The organism is Buttiauxella sp. (assembly GCF_049686335.1).
Taxonomy (GTDB): domain Bacteria; phylum Pseudomonadota; class Gammaproteobacteria; order Enterobacterales; family Enterobacteriaceae; genus Buttiauxella.
In genome coordinates this window covers 112,537-135,569 of the sequence record NZ_JBAVHX010000023.1, presented here as the reverse complement: position 1 = coordinate 135,569, position 23,033 = coordinate 112,537, and the positions used below count along the sequence as shown (strand labels likewise).

The following is a 23,033-nucleotide window of genomic DNA, read 5'->3' as shown; positions in this document are numbered from 1 at the left end:
GGTCGCAATTTTCATTATTAAACGCCAGTTATGAAGGCGAAAGAGGTATTAGCATGGAATGGCTATCGCATTATTGGTGGATAATAGTACTCGTGCTGTTACTTGGCATTTTCCTTAATGTCATCAAGGATCTGAAGCGAATCGATCCGAAAAAATATATGGCTAATAAACCCGATCTTCCTCCCCATCGTGATTTCAATCATAAGTGGGATGACGAAGACGACTTCCCGAAGAAAAAGCCATAGTTATGCAAAAAGCCACTCCTGAGAGTGGCTTTTTTAATGGGCGAATTAGAGGTCAGATAAATTCGACAATATCATCGTCGTTAGGTTTTCCGCCACTCAGCGCTTCATCAAAATAGTGCTTCGGTACGGTGTAGCGCAGATGATCCAACGCAATCTGAATACTGCGGTCATCGATGGCATGGCCTAAATCGTCAATCACATCCAGCGTCACATCTCCGCCGAGTTGCGTTAGCATTTCCGAGGCATCAAAGGCGTGTTTCACATCAATCACCCCGTCCACATCCCCATGTATCAAATGGATAGTGGTGGCCGTAGATGCACTTTGCGGAAGTTTTGCGTAGCGACCATTAAAGGCGACCACCCGCGAGGCGAGATGTGGCTCGGCTTTCACACCCTCCAGCGCCATAATTGCCCCTTGCGAGAAGCCAATTAATGCCGTGGCATTAGCCGCGACCCCGCTGTGTTTCTGCCAGTAGCGCACCACCTCGATAAACACAGGCATGATGGCATCGACCCGTTGCTGGCGATTGTCTTCCGTCACACCCGCGACAGAAAACCACTCACGGCCTTGATACGGACCGCTCGGTGCCGGGCCACCCACGCTCACGACCAACGCGTCAGGAAAATGGGGCGCAAACCAGCTACCAATTTCGCCCATGGCAACATGGTTATCGCCAACACCATGAAATAACAACAATAGTTGTTTTGCCGGTGTTGCGGGATTCTGAACAACAAAGTGGTCGTGTTTCATGGTTTTCTCCTTATGTTTCTGGAGGTAACTATACGCTGGCACTTCGTGATGACCATCCCATTTGACTGAACGAGTTAGTGGAAAAATTGCAATTGCATAATTGAGTTTTTCAGCGCTTTGCATTGTTGCTCATCAAGTTTTTCCAGTGCCATTTGGGTTTCCTGGCGCATTACGTTGAGCAGAGCTTTACGTCCGGAAATGCGCCATTGTTGGCAAAGGTTTTCTACGCTCAGGTGCTGCTGTACGCGCCCGCGCAGTATATTCAGCGGCATATCACTGGAGAGTAACAAGCGATTCAGGGAACCCAGACAGGCTTCGAGCGGACGATGCGCAAACGCAAAACCTGCCAGCTCCAGCCAGTCATCACTATTTAGCGTAGCCTCTTCACAGCGAATGACAGGTAATGGATGGTCAATCCACGGTTGCAACCACACAATATCGCGCTGTAAGCGGCGTTGTTCATGACGCGCGAGCGCCTCCCCTTGAGCAGTGAGCGGCAATAGCGCCATCGCGGTGTAGCACCCACTGCTGGCCTCACGATGGCTGCCTACCCGCACCAGCACAAAGCCACAACTTTGCCAAAAGCGCCAAAGTTCGTCGGTAAAACCGAAACTGACAGAAAGATAATCTGCGGCCTGCCGGGCATGCATTTTCACGCAGGCGATGATTTGCTGGCCAATTTGCTGGCGCTGACGTAACGGATGCACCGCAATACGGCTGACACGTAAGCCTTTAAGCGTTGCGGCGAGCGGGCTGCCCCCGTGTGCTGCCAGGGATTGTGCGACTAAATTTCCCCGTGGACGCCGGGATCCTGCCCACACAGCACGGCTCAGGTTTTCACTTAGTCCACCCTCTTCCACCAGCCAGCTGGCACCAACCGTCTCTTCACCACTACTGGCGACGATGAAATGCTGCCCTGGCGCATCCAGCATCCGTCGCCAGTCTAACGGCGAGGTGCGGTAGTGCGCTCCAGACAGCAAGCGATACATCTGCTGTAGTTGGAACGAGGGTAGCGCTTCGTCATTGCGTTCTATGACCTTAAGGGAAATCGCGCCCTGGGCGACGGTTGTGATGTCGACTTCATCAAACAATAAAACCGCGTCGATAAGCTTTTCCAGTGGGTCATTGAGAGCCCAACGGATAGGTATTGACAGGGTATAGCGCGTTAAGGTGTCGAGGCTTGCACAAAACTTGAGGACGAATCCTCTGCCGGTTCCTTCGTAGCCCTGAACCGTGGTGGTGAGCAACACTCGAGGAAAATGGGAAATTAATTTTCGCAACTGAGGAGCGGGAATGGCTGCCGCTTCATCAATGATGAGCCAGTCAGCCTGATACGCCTCGACGTTGTTTAGCAGCGCGTCCGGGGCCACGAAATTAAAACGATCACCGGCATGAACTGAAAGCACATCGGTTGCCGCTTTCGCAGGCGCTGTTACCAGGCCTGTGCCTTGAATGCGCCGCAATAACATCCCTGCCAACGCAGATTTCCCACGCCCCCTCGGCGCAGTGACTGCCGCAACGCCCACAGGCATCGAGAGAAGTGCTTCCAGAATAGCGGCCTGTTCAGTGAAAGGGTCACCGTTGGCCCTATGCCACTGCGGGCGTGGGAGAAAATCAGGGAGTCGCAGCGGTTGATTCTGCTGCCAGAGTGCGCATTCGCTATCAGCACGAATACAGTGTTGCAGGTGAGCAATAAAGTGAGGCGTGGGAATGGCTTCGGGTTGCTCGCTCCAGCGACCCGAATCAGAATCTGGCTGTTGCGCCCAGCAGTCCCACACGGGTGCAAGTAGCACCAGCCAGCTTCCGGCTTTGAGTGTCCCGGCGAGTGCCGCCAGCGCTTCAGCATCCAGCCCGTTTCTTGCGTCAAAGACTGCATGCTGGAACTCTCGGCCTAGCAAAGTACGCATAGCGGAGGTGGCGCAGTGCAGCGGTAATTCGGGTGCGGCACCGACCCAAAGCCAGTCGCCTGGCAGCAGCCGGGCGAGAGACTTGACCTGCTGGCTGCACCAGGCGCTTTCACCGGCCAGTATCATCATGCGGCGAATACCTGCATTAACCATACTGGCGGTGGCTTGCCTAAGCTGTTCCATGGCGTTAATCCTTGTCACATCTCGTTATTTGACGGTATTACCAAAGGTGTTGCACTGTGCCGGGTCACCGCTATCGAAACCGCGTTTGAACCAGGTGTAACGCTGCTCAGAGGTACCGTGGGTAAAGCTGTCAGGCACCACCCTCCCTTGCCCTTGTTGTTGCAGGCGATCGTCGCCAATCGCTTCAGCAGCATTCAGAGCTTCCTGTAAATCTCCGGCATCCAGCACTTCTTGTTTCTGCATACTGTTACCCCAGACACCTGCGAAGCAGTCTGCCTGTAATTCCATTTTTACCGAGAGACGATTTCCCTCAGCCTGGCTCGCACCCTGTTGGAGCTGACGGACTTTCGGTTCGATACCTAATAACTTTTGCACGTGGTGTCCGACTTCATGAGCAATGACATAACCCTGAGCGAAATCACCATCCGCGCCCAGTTTGCCTTTCATTTCGTCGTAGAAAGAGAGATCGATATACACCGTGCTATCAGCCGGGCAGTAAAACGGCCCCATAATCGACTGACCCGTGCCGCAGCCTGTGCGCGTCGCACCACGGTACATCACCAGTTTAGGCTGCTGATAAGTCCGCCCCATCTTCTGGAAAATTTGCCCCCAGGTATCTTCGGTGGTGGCCAGAACCACCGAGGTAAATTTAGCCGCTTCATCATCATTAGGGCTAATAGAGCGCTGAGCGGATTGCTGTTGCGCGGGTGGTTCGCCGGTCAGCATTGAAGTCAGGTCGACGCCGTAATAACCCGCCACGACCACAACGATGAGGATAATGATCCCGCCTTTACCGCCCGGTAAGCGGAATCCACCACCGCCTCCACCAAAGCCAGGACCTGAAGAGTTTCTTCTGTCTTCTACATTGTCGCTTTCGCGACGACCTTGCCAGCGCATAGGCAACCTCTTTTAATATTTTAAAATATATACCCTAAATAATTCGAGTTGCAGGTAGGCGGCAACGCAGTGAATCCCCGGGAGCTTACTTCAGTAAGTGATTGGGGTGAGCGAGGATAGCCAACGCCCTCTGCAGCTTGAAGTATGACGGGGATAAGTAGATCGTAGGTGGTTAATTCCAGAATTACCATAAGAAACAAGATGTGAAAAAGCCGAATGTGAGAACACATTCGGCTTCATATGAATCGTGCGAGATTTTAGTCTAGTTTAACACCAATACGCTTCGCGACTTCTTCGTAGGCTTCAATCAGTCCACCGAGGCTTTGACGGAAGCGGTCTTTATCCATTTTATCGAGGGTTTCTTTGTCCCACAGGCGGCTACCGTCAGGGGAAAATTCATCACCCAGTACGACCTCGCCTTTGAACAAACCGAACTCCAGTTTGAAATCAACCAGGATCAGACCCGCGTCATCAAACAGTTTGCTCAGCACATCGTTAGCTTTGTAGCTAAGCTCACGCATACGAGCCAGATTCTCTTTGTTCACCCAACCGAAGGTTTCACAGTAAGATTCATTGACCATCGGGTCATGCATCTCATCGTTTTTCAGGAACAAGTCGAACAGGGGTGGATTCAGTTCAATGCCTTCTTCGATACCCAGGCGTTTTACTAATGAACCCGCCGCGCGGTTGCGGATAACGCACTCAACCGGCACCATATCGAGCTTCTTCACTAACACTTCGTTGTCGGAAAGCAGTGCTTCCATTTGCGTAGGAATGCCAGCTTCTTCCAGTTTGGCCATAATGAAATGGTTAAACTTGTTGTTCACCATACCCTTACGGTCGAACTGTTCGATGCGAGCACCGTCCCCTGCTGAAGTATCATTGCGGAATTCGAGCACCAACAGATCCGGGTTTTCCGTGCTGTATACGGTCTTCGCTTTGCCACGATACAACTCAGCTTGCTTTTGCATCTTTCTTACTCCAGGTGTGATTTAACTAAAAATTCCGCTATCTGTGGCTACGCACACGTTTGCGTAGCCTATCAGAAAAAAGGCCAGATTGCTCTGGCCTCTAAAACTTACTTGCTGAAGGCTGCCTGGAATGCAGCGACCAGCGCATCGTTCTGGGACTGCGTCAGCGTGTGACCTTTTGGATCGATGAACTGCAGACTGCTGCGGTTATCGAGGTCGCCCACTTGCAGTTTATAGTCGCCACTGGACAGACCCGGGTCTTTCGCCCCTAAATCTTGCCAGCTGCTGTCAGACAACGGTTTGTAGGTCACCGCCATGCTACCGGTTGAACGCGTAGAGTCAGTCACTTTCATGCCGACTTTCTCAAGCGTTGCAGGTAAACGGTTCCAGACGACGTTGAACGGACCACGCACTACCAGCATTGGTAAGCCAGTGTCGTCAGCGGCACTTTGAACATCAAGTTGCGTTGCTGCACGATTGTCTTTCGCGTTCTGCTGGTCAGTCTGAGTTTTATCCAGACCGGCACTGATGCTGTTCAGCATTTCTGCGCTGTAACGCTGTAATGAGGCAGCGTCAGAAACTGGCTTGCCAGCCTGTTCCAGATTCAGCAGTTTAACCGTAACGGCTTGTTGATATCCCTGCGGTTTCACGCTGACTTGATAGCGCCCACGGTACTGTTGATCTTCATCAGCACGGTTCCAATCTACCCAATCAGTGGACAGAGTCTGGTTCGCGTCATCACGTTTATCAATGCCGTAGTTTTTGGCCTGGAGAACACTGACAACTTGTGGCCACAGCGTCGCACTACGCGAGTTTTCGACCATCAGGACGGCGGTATCCCCAGTAAACTGAGTACGTGCCCCACTGACCAATGCCAGAGGTTGAGCAGGCGGACGGATATCCAGCTCTTTGCCTACTGCGCCGCTGCCGTTGGTGACCGGAACGTCATAGGTGCCATTTTGCACCGGCAGGATCATGCCCGTTGGAGCATGGATTTCTGCGAGGGGTGCTGCATCCAGATAGGATTCGTCACCACTAACCTGGCGCTTATAACGCTGGTCAGAGCTGCATGCTGCTAACAGCATGGCAAACGAAACCACTGCAACTTTCGCCACCGTCGACTTCTGTACTGAGTAAGCCATCAAATCTCCCTAAACTTTACAGCAAACCGGCATGCTTAAGCGCGCTAATAATCACCGGACGACTGGCTTCAGTCAGCGGTGTCATTGGCAGGCGTAAGGTATCGGTTGCCACAAGTCCCAACTCCCTACATGCCCATTTGACTGGGATAGGGTTGGGTTCAACAAATAATTTATTATGCAGCGGCATCAAACGTTCGTTGATCACGCGCGCTTGCGCAAATTGCCCATTGGCGGCCAGTTTACACACTTCTGCCATTTCACGCGCGGCTACGTTTGCCGTCACAGAAATCACACCGTGGCCACCCAACTGCATGAAGTCCAGCGCACTCGCATCGTCACCGCTAACCAGGATGAAGTCATCTTCAACCAGCTCTTTGATCTGGTTTACTCGAGTTAAGTTCCCGGTTGCTTCTTTGATACCAATAATATTCTTAATTTTCGCCAGGCGGCCTACGGTTTCAGGCAGCATGTCACAACCGGTACGCGAAGGTACATTGTATAGCATCTGCGGCAGGTCGGTGCTTCCGGCGATAGCTTTGAAGTGCTGGTACAGCCCTTCCTGAGTCGGACGGTTGTAGTAAGGCGTTACCGTCAGGCAGCCTACGACACCGCTATTTTCAAAACGCTTAGTCAGGGAGATAGCTTCAGAGGTGGCATTTGCGCCAGTCCCTGCGATAACCGGAATACGGCCATCAGCCAGCTCCAGCGTCATCAGTACCACATCACCGTGCTCGTCATGGCTCAACGTCGCCGACTCTCCGGTAGTCCCTACCGAAACAATCGCCGAGGTACCGCTGGCGACATGGTAATCAATCAGTTTTTTCAGGCTTGACCGGCAGACATTACCTTTCTCATCCATCGGCGTCACAAGCGCGACAATACTTCCAGTGAACATTGGCCATCCTCTGTGCTAACAAGTGTCTCAATGGTACGTTTGGTGCAGGATCAAAAGCAAGTGACCAAGTGATGCCATACGGTTGTACGCAAGTTTTTTTTATGCTTTCCTTATGTTAACTCACCGATTCACAGGAAGAATACGTTTGACTCCCTCACCACACCATTATTTGGTCATCACGGCCCTTGGGGCTGACCGGCCGGGTATTGTAAATACCATCACCCGTCATGTGAGCAGTTGCGGCTGTAATATTGAAGACAGTCGCCTCGCTATGCTCGGTGAAGAGTTCACGTTTATTATGCTGCTGTCGGGAAGTTGGAATGCGATTACCCTGATTGAATCAACTCTGCCTCTAAAGGGTGCCGAGCTGGATTTGCTGATTGTCATGAAGCGGACGGCCGCCCAGGAGCGCCCGGCGATGCCCGCGACAGTCTGGGTACAAGTCGAAGTGAGCGATTCTCCTCATTTAATCGAACGCTTCACTAATCTGTTTGATATTCATCATATGAATATTGCTGAACTGAGTTCACGGACTCAACCGGCTCAGGATGGTCACCCCCCGCAGCTATATATTCAGATTACTGCGCATAGTCCTGCTTCTGAAGATGCGACCAGGATCGAAGATGAGTTCAAGGCCCTCTGTACAGAACTCAAAGCACAGGGCAGTATTAACGTTGTGAATTATCCACAGCAAGATGATTAAGACGGAGAGTTGTAATGAGCCCACTGAAAGCCGGTGACATCGCACCGAAATTTAGCTTGCCCGATCAAGACGGCGAGCAAATAAATTTAACCGACTTCCAGGGACAGCGCGTTCTGGTTTATTTCTATCCTAAAGCGATGACGCCAGGCTGTACCGTGCAGGCATGCGGTTTGCGCGACAACATGGACGAGTTGAAAAAGAAAGGTGTGGAAGTGCTGGGTATTAGCACCGACAAACCAGAGAAACTTTCACGCTTTGCCGAAAAAGAGTTACTTAACTTCACCCTGCTTTCTGATGAAGACCATCAGGTTTGCGAGCAATTCGGGGTGTGGGGCGAGAAATCGTTTATGGGTAAAACTTACGATGGCATCCATCGCATCAGCTTCCTGCTGGATGGCGAAGGGAAAGTCGAGAAAGTGTTTGATGATTTCAAAACCAGCAACCATCACGACATCGTGGTGAACTGGCTGAAAGAAAACGCGTAAGTCGCAATAACAACATTAAAAAAGCCGACGTCATGTCGGCTTTTTACTGTCTCTAGTTTGGCTTGTCGTCTATCAACAGAGTATCTGGCCAGGCGTGCACCACCGCTTTAATCAACGTAGCAAGCGGGATAGCAAAGAACACTCCCCAGAATCCCCACAGCCCACCAAAAATCACTACCGACAAAATAATGACTAACGGATGCAGGTTAACTGCCTCGGAAAACAGCACCGGTACCAGCAAGTTGCCATCCAGCGCCTGAATAATTAAGTAGACGGCGAACAGCGTCCAGAATTCCGTGCCAAGGCCAAACTGGAATAACGCGACACACACGACCGGAATGGTCACCACAAACGCACCGATGTACGGAATGAGTACTGAGAATCCGACCAGCACCGCCAGCAGCAGCGAGTAATTCAGGCCAAAAATCACAAAACCGATATACGTCGCCACACCCACCACCAGCATTTCCAAAACTTTGCCGCGGATGTAATTGGTAATTTGTTGATTCATCTCCAGCCACACCTGCCCCGCAAGACCACGGTTTCGCGGTAAAATACGGCGCACAGCATTCAACATCTGCTCTTTATCTTTGACCAGGAAGAACACCATTAGTGGGACTAAAACCAGATAAATGGCCAGCGTTAACAAACCCACCAAAGAGGCGAGAGAGTACTTCACAAACTGATCGCCCATGCCCACCATGCGCCCACGCATATTCTCAGCGACGGCATCAATAATACCTGCGTCAACCAGTGCCGGGTAACGTCTTGGCAGCGTTGCGGCATAATCAGAGAGTTTGTTAAGCATCCCCGGCATGTCACGAATCAGGTAGATTCCTTGCTGCCAGGCGACAGGGGCCACCACTAACACCATCAACAACAAAATGCCGACAAACAACACCAGCACAATCGTCGCCGCCCAGGTTCGCGAACACCCCAAACGCTGAAGCCGCGCCGTTGGCCACTCCAGCAAATAAGCCAGCACAATCGCCACTAACAAAGGCGCTAATAGCCCGTGGAAGAAGAACAGAATCACAAATCCTGCGACCAGAATAACCAGCAGCGCGATAGCCTCCGGGTCGCTAAACCGTCGTCGATACCACTGCAACAACATCTCGAGCATACTTCCCTTCCCTGACAGCTTTATGCGAGGAGGGATTGTATCTAAATGTCACAATAAAGACTTCGCTTTTTATTGGCGTTCAATGGCGGTTTAAAATTGGCGCAGATAAGATAGGCTCCGGTCTAGCGATGGGCTAGAGTTCATCGTGGTAGTCGAACAAAATCAGCTAATACTTGTCGAAGATAAACTTTGATTAAACAGGACAGGACGTATGTTCAAGCAGTTGAAAAAATCGCTGGTTGCAACACTGATGGCAGCTTTGCTTGCGGGTCCGGCAACACCAGCGTTTGCTGATGTGACCGATCAACTGCCAGATATGGGAACTTCAGCAGGAAGCACGCTGTCAATCGGCCAGGAATTGCAGATGGGCGATTATTATGTTCGCCAGCTGCGAGGCAGCGCCCCATTAATCAATGATCCTTTGCTGGTGCAATACATCAATAAACTCGGCATGCGTCTGGTTAACCATGCCAATTCAGTGAAGACACCCTTCCACTTCTTTCTGATTAACAACGACGAAATTAACGCCTTCGCCTTCTTTGGCGGCAACGTCGTGTTGCACTCAGCCTTGTTCCGTTATGCCGATAACGAAAGTCAGCTGGCATCGGTTATGGCACACGAAATTTCTCACGTCACGCAGCGTCACCTGGCGCGTGCCATGGAAGATCAGAAAAAGAACGCCCCTCTGACCTGGGTGGGTGCGTTAGGCTCTATTTTACTGGCGATGGCCAGTCCGCAAGCGGGCATGGCAGCACTGAGCGGTACGCTTGCCGGTACCCAGCAGGGCATGATCAGCTTTACGCAACAGAACGAACAGGAAGCTGACCGCATCGGGATTCAGGTGTTGCAGCGCTCGGGCTTTGATCCGCAAGCGATGCCGACATTCCTTGAGAAACTCCTCGACCAGTCGCGATATTCCTCACGTCCACCAGAAATTCTTCTGACCCACCCATTACCAGAAAGCCGTTTGTCGGATTCGCGTAACCGTGCCAACCAAATGCGACCGGTGGTGGTGCAATCTTCCGAAGATTTCTACATGGCAAAAGCCCGTACGCTGGGAATGTACAACTCAGGTCGTAATCAGCTGACCAGTGATTTACTGGATAGCTGGTCAAAGGGCAATATCCGCGAACAGCACGCCGCGACTTATGGCCGTGCACTTCAGGCGATGGGAACAGATAAATTTGATGAGGCGCGTAAGCTCTTGCAGCCGCTACTCGTCGCACAGCCTGGTAATGAGTGGTATCTCGATTTAGCGACCGATATTGACCTTGGGCAGAAGAAAACGGCAGATGCGATTAATCGCCTGAAAAACGCTCCTGATTTAAAACAAAACCCCGTGTTGCAGCTTAACCTTGCCAATGCTTATGTGCAGGCAGGCCAGCCCAAACAGGCTGCTGAGATCCTGAATCGCTATACCTTTGCTCATCCTGATGACAGCAACGCCTGGGACTTGTTAGCTCAAACCGAAGCGGCGTTAGGTAATCGGGATCAAGAACTTGCTGCGCGTGCTGAGGTGATGGCGCTGGTGGGGCGTCTTGACCAGGCGATTACGCTGCTCAGCAGTGCCAGCTCGCAAGTTAAGTTGGGTAGTTTGCAACAAGCGCGTTATGACGCGAGAATCGACCAGTTCCGCGAATTACAAAAACGCTATCTTCAGTATTCTAAGATGTAACAGGAGTTACGATGTCTACCGCCGTTTCTATTTATCATAATCCGCGCTGCTCAAAGAGCCGTGAAACGTTAAGCCTGCTGAAAGCGAATGGCGTAGAGCCTGAAGTGGTGTTGTACCTGGAAACCCCGCCAGATGCCGAAACAATCACATCTTTGCTGGAACAATTAGGTTTTGGCAGCGCACGTGAACTGATGCGTCAGAAAGAGGATTTGTACAAGGAGCTAAACCTGGCGGATGCCATGCTGAGTGAAGAGCAGTTGATTCAGGCAATGGTTGAACATCCAAAACTGATTGAACGCCCGATTGTGCTGGCAAATGGCAAAGCAAGAATTGGCCGCCCGCCGGAGTCGGTGCTGGAAATTTTGTAGTTTATCGCCCTCTCCCTCTCCCTCTCCCCCAGAAAAGGGAATATTAGTTTTCCCCTTCTCCCTAAGGAGAGGGAATATTAGTTTTCCCCTTCTCCCTAAGGAGAGGGAATAGTAGTTTTCCCCTTCTCCCCCAGGAGAGGGAATAGTAGTTTTCCCCTTCTCCCTCAGGGAGAAGGACGGGATGAGGGTGGTTTCACAGCCCTAAAATCTCTTTCACAAACGGGATCGTCAGCTTGCGTTGCGCGGTAATAGAAGCCAGATCCAGCTGATCGAGCGTCATAAACAGCGTGCGCATCTCCCTGTCCAAACGTTTGAGCAGAAAACGCCCCACATCCTCTGGCAACTCGAAGCCACGCAGTCGTGAGCGCAGTTGCAAGGCCTGCAGTTTATCGTCATCAGAGAGCGGCTGCAGTTTGTAGATTTGCCCCCAATCCAGGCGCGATGCCAGATCAGGTAATTGCAGATTGAGTTGACGCGGTGGGCGGTCGCCGGTAATTAACAGGCGTGTTTTTCCAGATTCCAGAATGCGGTTATAGAGATTAAAAATCGCCATCTCCCACAACTCGTCACCCGCCACGCACTCGATATTGTCGATACACACCAGCGAAAGCTGTTCCATTCCGTCGAGTACTTCCGGAACAAACCAGGTGCGTTTATCTAACGGCACATAGCCAACCGCTTCGCCGCGTTGCGACAGTTCCGCACAGGCGGCATGCAGCAAGTGGCTGCGCCCTCCCCCTTCTCGCGACCAGAAATAGATATAGCCGCTGTGATCCTGACGGAGCACGGACTGGAGAGCAGCGAGTAAAGAAGGATTATCACCCGGCCAGAAACTTGCAAAAGTTTCATCGTCAGGCAAATAGAGTGGCAGTGATAGCTGTGCCGGCGTATTCAGAATTACCTCAACCATAACAGGCAGAAAAACGCAGAGAGTCTACCACAGAATTGACGATCAGGAGAACCGGGCGAGAACACCGCCCGGCTTGAGGCAAAACTACGGTTTTACGTCGCTTTCTTCAGCATCCAGCACCACTTCTTCCGGGCGCAGTACACTGATCAATTTAAAGATTAAGCTCAGACCAACACCGACGATAGTCGCCAGCGCCATGCCTTTGAGTTCAGCAGCACCAATGTGCACTTTCGCGCCACTCACGCCGATAATCAGGATGACGGATGTCAGGATCAGGTTTTGCGCTTTGCTGTAATCCACTTTAGATTCGATCAACACGCGAATACCTGATGCGCCAATCACCCCGTACAGCAGCAAAGAGACGCCGCCCATCACCGGAACAGGGATGATTTGGATGGCCGCAGCGAGTTTGCCGACGCAAGAAAGCAGAATCGCCAGAATCGCAGCACCACCGATTACCCAGGTGGAATAAACGCGGGTAATCGCCATGACGCCGATGTTCTCTCCGTAAGTGGTGTTCGGCGTGGAACCGAAGAAACCCGAGAAAATCGTCGACACGCCGTTGGCAAACATTGAACGATGCAGGCCTGGGTCGCGAATCAAATCTTTCTTCACGATATTTGCCGTTACCACCAGGTGACCGACGTGTTCAGCAATAACCACCAGAGCTGCAGGCAGAATGGTGAAGATGGCGAACCACTCAAAACGCGGGGTATAGAAGGTTGGCAGTGCAAACCAATGTGCTTCAACAATTGGCGTCACATCCACCACGCCCATAGCAAAGGAGAGCGCATAACCCGCCAGCACACCGATAAGAATTGGGATAATAGCCAGGAAACCACGGAACAAGACTGAACCGAAAATCGTTACCGCAAGAGTGACCAGCGAGATGATGATGGTGGTTGAATCAGGAGATGTGCCATCAGCAGGCAGCAAACCCGCCATGTTCGCCGCAACACCCGCGAGCTCCAGACCGATGACCGCCACAATTGCACCCATCGCCGCAGGCGGGAACATCACGTCCAGCCAGCCGGTGCCGGCTTTTTTCACAATCAGCGCAACGATGCAGAACAACACGCCACACATGATAAAACCGCCCAGAGCCACTTCATAACCTAGCGGCAAAAGCAGCAACACTGGCGAAATAAAGGCAAAGCTTGAACCGAGATAAGCCGGAATTTTCCCTTTACAGATAAAGAGATACAGTAACGTCCCAATCCCGTTGAACAGCAGTACCGTCGCTGGGTTGATGTGGAATAAAATAGGCACCAGCACGGTGGCACCAAACATGGCGAACAAGTGTTGCAAACTTAGCGGTATCGTTTGCAGCAAGGGTGGTCTTTCGCTCACTCCAATAGCGCGGCGTGTCATTGTGTTTTCCTCTGAGAATTGCCCGTCTTACTTGAAGCCGCAGCGGTGTTGGCTGTGCTCGCTCACCCGAATCACTTACATTAGTAAGCTCATCGGGATTATTCCCCCTTTGGGGCCGCTGCAACTTCAATTAATTTGGGCTTATGATTTTGAGAAGTTATAAATCAAAAAAAAGCCGACTTTCGAAGTCGGCTCAATTTTTAATGCTCAATAGATTTCGGATTGCGGAAAGGCGGCAACAGCGTAAATCCCTGGGAGCGTAGATTTGCTACGTGACCAGGGTGAGCAAAGGCCGCCAGCGCATCAGCAATTCGAAACATGAAGAGCATTATTTGGTACCGAAAATCTTATCGCCGGCATCGCCGAGGCCCGGAATAATGTATCCGTGCTCGTTTAAGCCCTGATCGATAGAAGCGGTGAACAGCTCAACGTCCGGGTGCGCTTTTTCAAGTGCTGCTATACCTTCAGGTGCAGCCACCAGAACCAGCACCTTGATGCTGGTACAACCTGCGTTCTTCAACAGGTCGATAGTGGCAATCATTGAACCGCCGGTTGCCAGCATCGGGTCAACCACCAGCGCCATACGTTCTTCAATGTTAGAAACCAGTTTCTGGAAATAAGGAACTGGCTCCAGAGTTTCTTCGTTACGGTAAATACCCACCACGCTGATACGTGCGCTTGGAACGTTTTCCAGCACGCCTTCCATCATACCCAGACCGGCACGCAGAATTGGCACAACGGTAATCTTCTTACCTTTGATCTGATCAATTTCTACCGGGCCGTTCCAGCCTTCGATAGTGACTTTTTCAGTTTCCAGATCCGCCGTAGCTTCGTAAGTTAGCAAGCTGCCAACTTCTGAGGCGAGTTCACGAAAGCGTTTGGTGCTAATGTCGTTCTCACGCATCAGGCCCAGCTTGTGTTTGACGAGTGGGTGTTTGACTTCCACGATCTTCATACTCTTTCTCCCCGAGATAGTTGGCCACCACAAAAAAAATCGCCGGATTATACCGCTTTTTCAGGGCAGTGCTATAGATATTGGGATTGATCAGGATCAACGAGACTGGAATCAGTATATAACAACAATTATTACATCCCGCTGAATAAGAGGCTCGCAAACGTTTGCCTGCACTGTTAGAATTGCGGCGTTTTTTATTTCTAACCCATCCGCGGGGACTTAGCAGTGACCGACAAAACTTCTCTCAGCTATAAAGATGCCGGTGTTGATATTGATGCTGGTAACGCTCTGGTCGATAAAATCAAAGGCGTAGTGAAAAAGACCCGCCGCCCGGAAGTCATGGGTGGATTAGGCGGTTTCGGTGCGCTGTGTGCGTTACCTCAGAAGTATCGTGAGCCTGTGCTGGTTTCCGGCACCGACGGTGTGGGTACCAAGCTGCGTCTGGCGATGGATTTGAAGCGTCACGACACAATCGGCATCGACCTGGTCGCCATGTGTGTGAACGACCTGGTTGTTCAGGGTGCTGAGCCACTGTTTTTCCTCGATTATTATGCGACTGGAAAACTTGAAGTTGAAACCGCAGCCAGCGTTATCTCCGGTATTGCCGAAGGTTGTCTGCAATCGGGTTGTGCATTAGTCGGCGGCGAAACCGCTGAAATGCCGGGCATGTACCACGGAGAAGATTACGACGTGGCAGGTTTCTGTGTGGGTGTGGTCGAAAAATCAGAAATCATCGATGGCTCTAAAGTGACCGACGGCGATGTGCTGATTGCTCTGGCTTCAAGTGGCCCGCACTCCAACGGTTATTCTCTGGTGCGTAAAGTACTGGAAGTCAGCGGTACTGACCCGCTCACCACCGAACTGGAAGGCAAACCCCTGGCCGATCATCTGCTGGAACCGACGCGTATCTATGTGAAATCAATTCTGGAATTGATTGAAAACGTGGATGTGCACGCCATTGCTCACCTGACCGGTGGCGGTTTCTGGGAAAACATCCCACGCGTTCTGCCAGACAACACCCAGGCGGTTATTGCTGAGTCTTCCTGGCAATGGCCTGCGGTCTTCAACTGGCTGCAAAAAGCCGGGAATATCAGCCGTCACGAGATGTACCGCACCTTTAACTGTGGTGTTGGGATGCTGATTGCGTTGCCTGCAGCCGAAGCTGATAAAGCGGTTGAGTTTTTGAATGCAAAAGGTGAAAACGCCTGGAAAATCGGTAGTATCAAAGCTTCTGATTCTGCTGAACGTGTGGTTATTGAATAATGAAACGCATCGTGGTGCTCATTTCCGGTAACGGAAGTAATCTTCAGGCAATTATTGATGCCTGCAAGCTTAAAAAAATTAATGGCGCCATTGCGGCTGTATTCAGTAACAAAACCGATGCCTTTGGTCTTGAACGTGCGCGTGAAGCAGAAATTCCTGCTCACGCGTTAACCGCTAGCCAGTTTGCCGATCGGGCGGCGTTCGATCGTGAGTTGATGCTCGAGATCGACGCCTACGCCCCGGATCTGGTGGTGCTGGCCGGTTATATGCGTATTCTCAGCCCTGAGTTTGTCACGCACTATTCTGGTCGTCTTATCAACATCCACCCTTCTCTATTGCCGAAATATCCTGGCCTGAATACCCATCGTCAGGTGCTGGAAAACGGTGATGAAGTCCACGGGACATCGGTGCATTTTGTCACCGAAGAACTGGATGGCGGGCCGGTGATCCTTCAGGCCAGAATCCCGGTTTTTGACGGTGACGATGAAGACGACATCACGGCTCGCGTGCAGAGCCAGGAGCACGCCATTTATCCGCTGGTCGTTTCCTGGTTTATCGAAGGGCGCCTGGAAATGCGTGAAAATAGCGCCTGGCTTGATGGTCAAGCGCTACCTGTTCAAGGTTATGCTGCCGAAGAATAGAAATAATACGGTGACGGTTCCCCGTCACCGTTTATCGCACCCGTTCGTTCACCACTTTCATAAGTAGCACTGTCGCCGCCAGCACAAGCGTAATGCCATTGGCGACCATCAGGGGAACATCCCCGTTGCTCACCCCATACAACAACCAACACAGCACGCCAAAAACAAACACCAGATACATGCTTAGTGAGATAGCTTTAGTATCGCGATTCTTCAGGATATGCAGTACCTGTAGCGCAAATGACCCCGTAGTACAGCACGCAGCAACAGACCCAAGCCAGGCAAAATCAGACATCTTGTTTCACTCCATCGCAATCAATTAGCACACGCTCGCGCTTATTCCATCCGGCAGGCAAAGGCTGTGGACGGCAAATTTCTACGCTCCGCAGCGTCAAATCATTCACCCCACAGGCATATAACGCAGGCAAGCCACCAGGATATGCTTCCACGCCGAAGGCACGTTGCGTTTGGGGGTTCAGGCACCACGCGTTATCCAGCCCCATTCCGGTGGGTGAAAACGGATTACACGGCGGGCGGATGTCATACAAACCCTGTTCGGATGAGGCGCTGACTCTTTGGGTGAGTTGCAGGCCATCAATAACGATATGTCTTACTTGCCCCGGCAACTCACTGTGCATATTAATCGCCCCGTCACTCACCCCAGAAAGGCCGCGAAACTGGATAAATTCGATTTCACCAGGATGAATTTCCGGGTCGCGGGCGCGCACGGATAGATAAACCGGATCCGCTTTGCCCCAGTGGCAGGCGTGGGCCATCTCACAACTAAAGGTAATGTTGCTGAAAATCATGCGCCGCAAACGTCCACCATCCCGGGAGACCAGCCCTATTGCTCGGTTTGACTCATAAATGACACAGTTGGTTACGCAAACATCTTCGATGTCTTCCCAGGTTTCGGTACCAATTTTCACTGCGCAACTTTTGGAACGAAGCGTGCAATTACTCACCACCACATGCCGAGTGGCACGTTGCAGCGCAAGCGGTTTACGGCTGGTCTTCAGACAAATGGTGTCATCGGCTGCGCTGAAGTGGCTGTTGCTGATGTGCACCTGCTGGCAACTGTCGATATCCAACGCATCGGTATTCGCCATCGTCAGGTCATTATCCACGGTGATTCCCGTCACTTTTACCTGCTGACACGCGACGAGGTGAATGGTCCACATTGGGGCATTCTCAATCGTGAAATCTTGCAGTTGGACCCTGGTGCAGTCTTCAAAGACAATCATGCGTGGACGCTGTTTGGCAGGCTGCCGATAGCCCATTTCATCCGCATCCTGAGTAAACCACCCCTCTGCATTACCGTTGATTTTCCCGGCACCACAAACCGTAATATTGTGCGCGCCAAAAGCGTACAGAAAAGCCCGATTGGAACACTCAGCGGTGCTGAGCGTAGTAGCCTGCTGGAAATGATGATAATCATCGCTAACCCGCAATTCTGCGCCAGCGTGCAAATAAAGAGTGGTATTTGAATGCAGGGTTAACCCACCCAGTTTGTAGCAGCCGCTCTCGACTTCAAGCGTCCCCCCACCCTGTTGCGCCAGCGTATCCAGCGCCTGTTGGAATCGAAGCGTATCTTGATTTTTATCGTCATCACTCGCCCATTGTGGGGTCAGAGTCAGTTTCATGATTCTCTCATCACTCTCTATAAAAAAGACCCTGGCATCTCACCACGCCCCCTTTCTGCGCTCTATGGGCTTATCGCGTCTGACGGACAGAAATGCAGTCTGCCTCACAAAATGCATTTAGCTCAGGAGGAAAAGGTGATCGGCTTCACAGTGGGTTTGAGCGGCACATTTACCATCGTGACGCCAGTCACGCTTTATTGTCCTTCTTTGCCGCTACCCCCTCCAGGCAACGGGGAAAGGTGAAGATTTTCTCGATATTTCTCCGCGACCTTCTCATTACCGGACAAAACCACGCTAAGGCTCGTGGAGAGTGCAGTCCACACTTCGTACCGTAAAAGCCGAACTCCTTTTTTATCGACATGAGATAAGAACAATGGACACAACTTCGACAAAAACCACCCCATCAGCAGGAAGGGAAGTTAAAACTAAAAATATTCTCGCCTGGGGGATGGGAGATATATTTGGCAGTGGTGCGATGACCATTACGGGTCTTTGGCTGCTGTATTTCTACATTGAGGTTGCTGGGCTATCGCCGGCGGCTGCCGCATCTATCTTTGCCATCGCCAAGATTTGGGATGGTATTACCGACCCGGTAATGGGCTACATCACCGATAACATCCGCAGTCGTTGGGGGCGCCGCCGCCTGTTCTTTATTATCGGCGCGCCGTTCTCACTCACGTTCGCGTTAATGTGGATGAGTGGCTACGGATACTTCTGGTATCTCGGCACGTATTTGCTGTTCAGTACCGTCTTCACGTTGCTGATGGTTCCTTACGACACGTTGCCTGCGGAGATGACTAACCGCTACGAGACCCGTTCGAAAATGTCGGGGGCACGAATGTTGTTTGCACAGGCCACGGCATTTCTTTCCGCACTGATACCTGGGCAAATTCTGGCGCACGTCGCGGATAAAGATCAGGCATTTATGCTAATCGGTATCACCTTCGCTGTACTGTTTTCACTGCCATGGATTTTCGTCTGGCGTGGCACCTGGGAGCGTGAAAACCTGCCACCGCCGCAAACACAAACCGGGCTGCTGAGCACTCTGAAATCGCTGTATCGGGAAATGTTGTCAACGTTTCGCCTGAAGACCTTCCGCATTCATATCATGATGTATGTGGGTGGCGCGGTTGCACTGGATATATTCGGCTCGCTGTTTATGCACTTCATGACCTATGTGCTGCAAATCAGCGCCGGCCTCGCCTCACAAGCCCTGAGCCTGATGACCTTGTTCCAGTTTCTTGCCATTCCTGTTTTCACCTGGTTGTGTATTCGCGTGGGCAACGGCCATGCCTATAAAGTGGCTATTGGCATGATTTTGATAAGCCTGGTTTACTTCAGCCAACTGTCAGCCAGCTATGCCTCCATTGGCATGTTGGTGCTGGGCGGGGCGGTCATGATGGGTATCGCGCGTGGTGGTACCTATCTCATTCCATGGAATGTCTACAACTTCTTACCCGATGTCGATGAGGCTTATACCGGCGTGCGCCGCGAAGGGATCTATGCCGGCGTCATGATGCTCACCCGCAAGTTCTCTCAGGCACTGGCGCTGTTTATCGTGGGTCTGGCGCTTGAATCTTTTGGTTTTACCAAAGGGGTGGCAACACAAAGCAGCTCTGCAATCGATGGTATTTGGTGGGTCTTTGTTGTCGGCCCTGGTGTACTGGCGGTGATGGCGATGTGTGGTGCCTTCCGCTTCCGACTCAGCCAGTCACGCCATCAGGTGCTGATAAGCGAACTGGAACGTTTACGCGCTGGCGGTGAACCCGAAGATGCAAGCCAGGAAACCAAAGAGGTCGTCGAGACGCTGACCGGCCACCCGCACAGCAATGCTAACTGGGCATCCCGTCCCAGCCACGAAATCAAACTGACTCCCGCTACCACTTCTGTTTAAGGAACAGACCATGACAATGACACTATTATCCCCAACCCGCGAGCACACCACTGCGCTCATTGATAGCCTGATTGGCGGACTCGTTGACATTAAAGATGCTGACGGGCGTTTTTTACAACGCCTCAGTGATGGCCGGATTGTTGATACCAAAGGTTGGGCTGGCTGGGAGTGGACTCACGGAATCGGTCTGTTTGGTTTATATCGCTACTACCAGGTGAGTGGCTCTGAGCATGCTAAAAAGATTATTGACCAGTGGTTTAGCGACCGTTTTGCTGAAGGTACGCCAGTTAAAAACGTCAATACCGCCTGCCCGTTCCTGACGCTGGCATTGTGTTATGAAGAGCAGCCAAATCCACAGTGGCTCCCTTACCTGGAAACCTGGGGTCGCTGGCTTCAACATCAACTGCCGCGCACCGATGAAGGCTGTTTCCAGCATGTCACCTATGAAAACGACCACCACCAGCAAATCTGGGACGACACCTTGATGATGGCGGTACTGCCACTGGCCAAAATAGGGAAATTGCTCAATAAACCAGAGTGGATTGAAGAGGCGAAATATCAGTTTACGCAGCATATCCAGTACCTTGCTGAACCTAAAACCGGACTGTGGTATCACGGCTGGAACTTCGAGGGGCGGCATCATTTTGCCGGCGCGCTGTGGGCACGTGGCAATAGTTGGATTACGCTCGCCATTCCTGAGTTTTTGGAGTTATTAGATTTATCGCCGCAGGACGCGCTTTATCGCCAGTTGTGCAATGTTTTGCGTAATCAGGTAGCGGCACTGGCCCAATGTCAGGCGGAGAATGGTCTGTGGCCAACGCTGCTTAACGACCCTGAAAGCTATGTTGAGGCCTCTGCAAGCGCCGGATTCGCGGCGGGGATCTTTAAGGCCGTCCGGCTGGGCTACCTTGAGAGCCACTGGCTACCCGTCGCACAACGTGCCACCGAGGGGATTATCAGACACATCACGCCAGAAGGTGAACTGACACAGGTTTCATTTGGTACAGCGATGGGCAACGACCTCGACCATTATCGAAATATCCCGCTGACTTCAATGCCGTATGGGCAAGCGATGGCGATTCTCTGCCTGGTTGAATCTCTGCGTTTACACATTTAGTTATGATGGATTTGTTGGTCGGATGGCGCTATTGCTTGCCCGACCAACACCCCCTAGCCAGATAATTTCGCCAGCTCTTTACTCAAACTCCCCGCGAGCGCACGGGCTCGTCCGGCATCAAACATCACATGCATGGCCGGAGGAAGATCACTACATTTCCCGCAGAAATCTTCCATCTCATGAGCCGTTCCAAAGAGTGCCTGAATATTGGCCTGGCAGACTTCGCGCAGACTCCAGTTGTTCTCAACTTCACGGGCATAATGCAAAGTGAAAAAGGCTTTTTGCGCATGAATAAACGCCCGGCAATACAAAAACACTCCCTGCCATTCTGTTTGCCAACGCCGGGCGAATGCTGGAGGGAAACCGGCAGTTTGCGCAAATGCGAATGCCTGACGCTGAACGTTTTCCGCACCTGTCCATGCGTTATCTTTCTCGGCGGCAATCAACGAAAGTTTCCGTGAGGCACCCGCGCTATCCTGCTTTTCAAAGACGATGTCATCTGCAGAACCGGGCAACCAGTGGTTGCGGTTGAGCTGGCCGTACAAACTCCAGACCACCTGACCGTAGCTTTCAGGTAGCAGACTATGCCGATGGAAAACATGGTGGCGGGTATAAATGGCGCTGTAAATAACCTGATGCGCCTGCTCAAACAACGCCTTCAACACCTGTAGCTGCTCTTCATCCGCCTGCCATTGCCAGCATTCCATTAGCCAACGTTTCAGCAACTGCGAGGTACTCTTTGATGGGGCGTCTGGATCGAGAAACCGTGCACAACTAAAGAGGTTAAATTCACTTAAGGTGCCAATCACACAGTGATTATCGATACCTTCCCAGCTTGCTTTACACAGCACGCCTTTGATAGCCGGGTTGCTGGCCTGGCACCAAAGTAACCTTCCCTGAATTTCATCAACGCGGATAAACGGCAGATTTCCCCAACACACTTCTTCCCCTGCAGCGTCAACTTCTGCCCAGACTTCACGGTCGGTGATCGCCAGCAATGCCGGGTTATTGGGGAATTCGGGCCAGAAGCGTTCCGGGGTGAGTTTTATCGACACCGCAACTTCTGCTGGTAAACCTGCGATAGCGTCGAGAACCGGTTCAACTCCGTCGATACTGGCGGGGAAAAGACGCAGTACCAAATGTTTGTCATGGCGTTTCATAACCTGGTTGGCGGCATTAAAACAGCAGCGGTAAAGCGCCGTACTGGCTGATTTTTTTTGCTGCGCGAGATTCGTTTTCCAGTCAGGAGCCGTTATCGGTACCAGACTGTCAGTATTGGAAATCGCCAGCAACAGACCGTCTATCGCGGGGATCTGCTTACAGACCAGCGCCAGCTTATCTGCCAGATACTGGCTCCAGAAATCAACATCAAAGCGCAGGCCGCCTTGACCATCGAATAACTGCGGTTGTTGCAGGAGTAAATCAGCCGGAAAACCCAACTCTTTCGCCTGAAGATAGAACCGCAAGCCACGTGCTTTGCAATATTGTGCTAACCGATTTAAGTAAACACAGCAACTGCGCTGATGCACAGAGATGCGGTCATTATATTGCGCCGGAGTGTAGCCTGCTGGAGTGACAAGTTTGCCCAATAAATCGGTTTGCCCTATCACCACGGTATTGAAGTGATGTTCACAAGCGTAATCGACAAACCGGCAGGCTTGATACCAGTTCCATAGCTCCTGATTGTTCAGTTCAAGCGCCCGTGTTTCCCACATCCCCTGCTCCCACCACTTTATAAAACGCCATTTTAATTAAAAAACGTCCGCGCGTCTGTCATGCGTCTCACAGTGCTGGAAGCGTGAATGAAATGGGTTTACGGCCATTGATGGACATTCCACGTCAAAGCTCGCCATAATGTCAGACGTGACGGCATTTTTACGTCCACGAAAACGCA

Annotated in this window: 22 protein-coding genes; 9 read left to right on the top strand and 13 right to left on the bottom strand. The window is 51.6% G+C overall.

Annotation, left to right across the window (positions count from 1 at the left end):
* Nucleotides 1-53: 53 nt before the first annotated feature.
* Complete coding sequence (locus WBL83_RS16115; RefSeq protein ID WP_183270157.1) at nucleotides 54-245, top strand: YpfN family protein; 192 nt, start codon at nucleotides 54-56, stop codon at nucleotides 243-245.
* A gap of 52 nt (nucleotides 246-297) precedes the next feature.
* Here WBL83_RS16115 and ypfH read toward each other — a convergent pair whose 3' ends face one another.
* The 6 genes from ypfH to dapA all read right to left on the bottom strand — a co-directional run bounded on the left by ypfH (nucleotide 298) and on the right by dapA (nucleotide 6,991).
* Nucleotides 298-996 (bottom strand): esterase, encoded by a 699-nt coding sequence (gene ypfH / locus WBL83_RS16110; RefSeq protein WP_424590097.1) that lies wholly within the window; start codon nucleotides 994-996, stop codon nucleotides 298-300.
* A 74-nt stretch (nucleotides 997-1,070) separates the two neighbouring features.
* Nucleotides 1,071-3,095: a tRNA(Met) cytidine acetyltransferase TmcA gene (locus WBL83_RS16105; RefSeq protein ID WP_424590106.1), complete on the bottom strand. Its 2,025-nt coding sequence runs from the start codon at nucleotides 3,093-3,095 to the stop codon at nucleotides 1,071-1,073.
* Between the two features lie 15 nt (nucleotides 3,096-3,110).
* The gene (gene ypfJ, locus WBL83_RS16100; protein WP_424590096.1) at nucleotides 3,111-3,983 is read right to left on the bottom strand and encodes a KPN_02809 family neutral zinc metallopeptidase; all 873 of its coding nucleotides are present in this window, start codon (nucleotides 3,981-3,983) and stop codon (nucleotides 3,111-3,113) included.
* Nucleotides 3,984-4,240: 257 nt separating this feature from the next.
* Nucleotides 4,241-4,954 (bottom strand): phosphoribosylaminoimidazolesuccinocarboxamide synthase, encoded by a 714-nt coding sequence (gene purC, locus WBL83_RS16095; protein WP_424590095.1) that lies wholly within the window; start codon nucleotides 4,952-4,954, stop codon nucleotides 4,241-4,243.
* Nucleotides 4,955-5,061: 107 nt separating this feature from the next.
* Entirely contained in the window at nucleotides 5,062-6,096 is a 1,035-nt protein-coding gene (bamC, locus tag WBL83_RS16090; RefSeq protein WP_424590094.1) for an outer membrane protein assembly factor BamC, read from the bottom strand.
* A 16-nt stretch (nucleotides 6,097-6,112) separates the two neighbouring features.
* Nucleotides 6,113-6,991 carry a 4-hydroxy-tetrahydrodipicolinate synthase gene (gene dapA, locus WBL83_RS16085; protein ID WP_424590093.1) on the bottom strand — a complete coding sequence of 293 codons (879 nt, stop codon included), beginning with the start codon at nucleotides 6,989-6,991 and terminating at the stop codon, nucleotides 6,113-6,115.
* Nucleotides 6,992-7,136: 145 nt separating this feature from the next.
* Between dapA and WBL83_RS16080 the strand changes: the two genes are divergently transcribed.
* Both WBL83_RS16080 and bcp read left to right on the top strand, forming a co-directional pair.
* Nucleotides 7,137-7,694, top strand: coding sequence for a glycine cleavage system transcriptional repressor (locus tag WBL83_RS16080; protein WP_424590092.1), 558 nt, complete (start codon nucleotides 7,137-7,139; stop codon nucleotides 7,692-7,694).
* A 14-nt stretch (nucleotides 7,695-7,708) separates the two neighbouring features.
* Nucleotides 7,709-8,179: a thioredoxin-dependent thiol peroxidase gene (bcp, locus tag WBL83_RS16075; RefSeq protein WP_064544511.1), complete on the top strand. Its 471-nt coding sequence runs from the start codon at nucleotides 7,709-7,711 to the stop codon at nucleotides 8,177-8,179.
* A gap of 52 nt (nucleotides 8,180-8,231) precedes the next feature.
* Here bcp and WBL83_RS16070 read toward each other — a convergent pair whose 3' ends face one another.
* Nucleotides 8,232-9,302, bottom strand: a complete 1,071-nt coding sequence (locus WBL83_RS16070; RefSeq protein ID WP_424590091.1) for an AI-2E family transporter — start codon at nucleotides 9,300-9,302, stop codon at nucleotides 8,232-8,234.
* Nucleotides 9,303-9,513: 211 nt separating this feature from the next.
* Here WBL83_RS16070 and bepA point away from each other — a divergent pair, with 211 nt between their 5' ends.
* Entirely contained in the window at nucleotides 9,514-10,977 is a 1,464-nt protein-coding gene (gene bepA, locus WBL83_RS16065) for a beta-barrel assembly-enhancing protease (RefSeq protein ID WP_424590090.1), read from the top strand.
* 11 nt (nucleotides 10,978-10,988) lie between these two features.
* Nucleotides 10,989-11,345: an arsenate reductase (glutaredoxin) gene (arsC, locus tag WBL83_RS16060; RefSeq protein ID WP_424590089.1), complete on the top strand. Its 357-nt coding sequence runs from the start codon at nucleotides 10,989-10,991 to the stop codon at nucleotides 11,343-11,345.
* Nucleotides 11,346-11,538: 193 nt separating this feature from the next.
* On the opposite strand, the gene WBL83_RS16055 is transcribed toward arsC, so the two are convergent.
* The 3 genes from WBL83_RS16055 to upp all read right to left on the bottom strand — a co-directional run bounded on the left by WBL83_RS16055 (nucleotide 11,539) and on the right by upp (nucleotide 14,581).
* Nucleotides 11,539-12,240 carry a DnaA inactivator Hda gene (locus WBL83_RS16055; RefSeq protein WP_221200562.1) on the bottom strand — a complete coding sequence of 234 codons (702 nt, stop codon included), beginning with the start codon at nucleotides 12,238-12,240 and terminating at the stop codon, nucleotides 11,539-11,541.
* A gap of 99 nt (nucleotides 12,241-12,339) precedes the next feature.
* On the bottom strand, nucleotides 12,340-13,626 hold the full coding sequence (gene uraA, locus WBL83_RS16050; RefSeq protein ID WP_424590088.1) for a uracil permease: 1,287 nt from the start codon (nucleotides 13,624-13,626) through the stop codon (nucleotides 12,340-12,342).
* 328 nt (nucleotides 13,627-13,954) lie between these two features.
* Nucleotides 13,955-14,581, bottom strand: coding sequence for a uracil phosphoribosyltransferase (gene upp, locus WBL83_RS16045; RefSeq protein WP_034459132.1), 627 nt, complete (start codon nucleotides 14,579-14,581; stop codon nucleotides 13,955-13,957).
* A 225-nt stretch (nucleotides 14,582-14,806) separates the two neighbouring features.
* On the opposite strand from upp, the gene purM reads away from it, so the two are divergent.
* Nucleotides 14,807-15,844 (top strand): phosphoribosylformylglycinamidine cyclo-ligase, encoded by a 1,038-nt coding sequence (gene purM / locus WBL83_RS16040; RefSeq protein WP_424590087.1) that lies wholly within the window; start codon nucleotides 14,807-14,809, stop codon nucleotides 15,842-15,844.
* The gene (gene purN, locus WBL83_RS16035) at nucleotides 15,844-16,485 is read left to right on the top strand and encodes a phosphoribosylglycinamide formyltransferase (protein WP_424590086.1); all 642 of its coding nucleotides are present in this window, start codon (nucleotides 15,844-15,846) and stop codon (nucleotides 16,483-16,485) included. Before purM ends, purN begins: the two co-directional genes overlap by 1 nt.
* Nucleotides 16,486-16,516: 31 nt before the next feature.
* On the opposite strand, the gene WBL83_RS16030 is transcribed toward purN, so the two are convergent.
* Both WBL83_RS16030 and WBL83_RS16025 read right to left on the bottom strand, forming a co-directional pair.
* Nucleotides 16,517-16,780 carry a SemiSWEET family sugar transporter gene (locus tag WBL83_RS16030; protein ID WP_424590085.1) on the bottom strand — a complete coding sequence of 88 codons (264 nt, stop codon included), beginning with the start codon at nucleotides 16,778-16,780 and terminating at the stop codon, nucleotides 16,517-16,519.
* Nucleotides 16,773-18,128, bottom strand: coding sequence for a glycoside hydrolase family 28 protein (locus tag WBL83_RS16025; RefSeq protein ID WP_424590084.1), 1,356 nt, complete (start codon nucleotides 18,126-18,128; stop codon nucleotides 16,773-16,775). The genes WBL83_RS16030 and WBL83_RS16025 overlap by 8 nt, the downstream gene beginning before the upstream one ends.
* A gap of 448 nt (nucleotides 18,129-18,576) precedes the next feature.
* On the opposite strand from WBL83_RS16025, the gene WBL83_RS16020 reads away from it, so the two are divergent.
* Together WBL83_RS16020 and WBL83_RS16015 are read left to right on the top strand one after the other, a co-directional pair.
* Nucleotides 18,577-20,022, top strand: a complete 1,446-nt coding sequence (locus tag WBL83_RS16020) for an MFS transporter (protein WP_424590105.1) — start codon at nucleotides 18,577-18,579, stop codon at nucleotides 20,020-20,022.
* A 10-nt stretch (nucleotides 20,023-20,032) separates the two neighbouring features.
* Entirely contained in the window at nucleotides 20,033-21,139 is a 1,107-nt protein-coding gene (locus WBL83_RS16015) for a glycoside hydrolase family 88/105 protein (RefSeq protein ID WP_424590083.1), read from the top strand.
* A 53-nt stretch (nucleotides 21,140-21,192) separates the two neighbouring features.
* Here WBL83_RS16015 and WBL83_RS16010 read toward each other — a convergent pair whose 3' ends face one another.
* Nucleotides 21,193-22,854 carry a hypothetical protein gene (locus tag WBL83_RS16010; protein ID WP_424590082.1) on the bottom strand — a complete coding sequence of 554 codons (1,662 nt, stop codon included), beginning with the start codon at nucleotides 22,852-22,854 and terminating at the stop codon, nucleotides 21,193-21,195.
* Nucleotides 22,855-23,033 lie beyond the last annotated feature (179 nt).

Bases quoted from the DNA above. Each gene is read 5' to 3' on its own strand.
- WBL83_RS16115 (WP_183270157.1), top strand. From the start codon at position 54: ATGGAATGGCTATCGCATTATTGGTGGATAATAGTACTCGTGCTGTTA.
- ypfH (WP_424590097.1), bottom strand. From the start codon at position 996: ATGAAACACGACCACTTTGTTGTTCAGAATCCCGCAACACCGGCAAAA.
- ypfJ (WP_424590096.1), bottom strand. From the start codon at position 3,983: ATGCGCTGGCAAGGTCGTCGCGAAAGCGACAATGTAGAAGACAGAAGA.
- purC (WP_424590095.1), bottom strand. From the start codon at position 4,954: ATGCAAAAGCAAGCTGAGTTGTATCGTGGCAAAGCGAAGACCGTATAC.
- bamC (WP_424590094.1), bottom strand. From the start codon at position 6,096: ATGGCTTACTCAGTACAGAAGTCGACGGTGGCGAAAGTTGCAGTGGTT.
- dapA (WP_424590093.1), bottom strand. From the start codon at position 6,991: ATGTTCACTGGAAGTATTGTCGCGCTTGTGACGCCGATGGATGAGAAA.
- bcp (WP_064544511.1), top strand. From the start codon at position 7,709: ATGAGCCCACTGAAAGCCGGTGACATCGCACCGAAATTTAGCTTGCCC.
- WBL83_RS16070 (WP_424590091.1), bottom strand. From the start codon at position 9,302: ATGCTCGAGATGTTGTTGCAGTGGTATCGACGACGGTTTAGCGACCCG.
- bepA (WP_424590090.1), top strand. From the start codon at position 9,514: ATGTTCAAGCAGTTGAAAAAATCGCTGGTTGCAACACTGATGGCAGCT.
- arsC (WP_424590089.1), top strand. From the start codon at position 10,989: ATGTCTACCGCCGTTTCTATTTATCATAATCCGCGCTGCTCAAAGAGC.
- uraA (WP_424590088.1), bottom strand. From the start codon at position 13,626: ATGACACGCCGCGCTATTGGAGTGAGCGAAAGACCACCCTTGCTGCAA.
- upp (WP_034459132.1), bottom strand. From the start codon at position 14,581: ATGAAGATCGTGGAAGTCAAACACCCACTCGTCAAACACAAGCTGGGC.
- purN (WP_424590086.1), top strand. From the start codon at position 15,844: ATGAAACGCATCGTGGTGCTCATTTCCGGTAACGGAAGTAATCTTCAG.
- WBL83_RS16030 (WP_424590085.1), bottom strand. From the start codon at position 16,780: ATGTCTGATTTTGCCTGGCTTGGGTCTGTTGCTGCGTGCTGTACTACG.
- WBL83_RS16025 (WP_424590084.1), bottom strand. From the start codon at position 18,128: ATGAAACTGACTCTGACCCCACAATGGGCGAGTGATGACGATAAAAAT.
- WBL83_RS16020 (WP_424590105.1), top strand. From the start codon at position 18,577: ATGGGAGATATATTTGGCAGTGGTGCGATGACCATTACGGGTCTTTGG.
- WBL83_RS16015 (WP_424590083.1), top strand. From the start codon at position 20,033: ATGACAATGACACTATTATCCCCAACCCGCGAGCACACCACTGCGCTC.
- WBL83_RS16010 (WP_424590082.1), bottom strand. From the start codon at position 22,854: ATGTGGGAAACACGGGCGCTTGAACTGAACAATCAGGAGCTATGGAAC.